The organism is Pseudomonas sp. 58(2021) (genome assembly GCF_017491585.1).
Taxonomy (GTDB): domain Bacteria; phylum Pseudomonadota; class Gammaproteobacteria; order Pseudomonadales; family Pseudomonadaceae; genus Aquipseudomonas; species Aquipseudomonas fluorescens_BT.
On the sequence record NZ_JAFGYZ010000051.1, the window covers coordinates 1 to 789 of the forward strand.

Sequence of the window (789 nt, forward strand, 5' to 3'; positions counted from 1 at the left end):
GTCAGTACTGTGCATGCAGTTTTACAGCGTCATTCGCGCGTTGATCCAAAGGCTGCTGAGATCAAACCGTTTATCCGGTTCGAGCATGAAGCGCCCAACGATCTCTGGCAGATGGACTTCAAGGGCCATTTCAGCCTGAGTCAGGGGCGTTGCCATCCATTGACGATACTGGACGATCACTCGCGGTTTTCGATGTGTATCGCCGCGTGCGCCAATGAGCAGCGCGACACCGTCCAGGAGCATCTAATCCGGGTCTTTCGGCGTTACGGCTTGCCTTTGCGCATAACGATGGACAACGGTTCGCCCTGGGGTGACCAGACTGGGGTTTATACCGCGCTGGAAGTCTGGCTGATGGGTCAGGGCATCAAGGTAGGTCACTCCCGGCCTTATCATCCGCAGACCCAGGGAAAACTGGAGCGTTTCCACCGCAGCCTGAAGAGTGAAGTGCTGCAAGGTCGGCACTTCACGGACCTCAACAGCGCACAACAGGCATTTGATATCTGGCGTGATGTCTACAACCAGAAACGTCCTCATCAAGCGCTGGATATGCAGGTGCCGGCGACTCGCTACAGCAGCAGCCCTCGGGAGTATCAGGAGCAGCAAATGGCGCCGGAATACGCCGACGGAGATGTGGTCAGAAAGGTCCAGGTGAAGGGCGAGATTTACTGGAGGAACCGTGAATACTCAATCGGAAAAGCATTTCACGGGCTGTCGATAGCGATCAGGGAAACAGCGGAGGATGGCATCCACGATGTCTACTGGAGTAGACATCGTATCGCCCGAATCGAC

General features: G+C 55.8%; 1 protein-coding gene. It reads left to right on the forward strand.

Annotated features, from left to right (window positions below; translation table 11 throughout):
• On the forward strand, positions 1-789 hold a 789-nt coding region (locus tag J5M72_RS28715), incomplete at both ends, for a DDE-type integrase/transposase/recombinase (protein ID WP_207868323.1).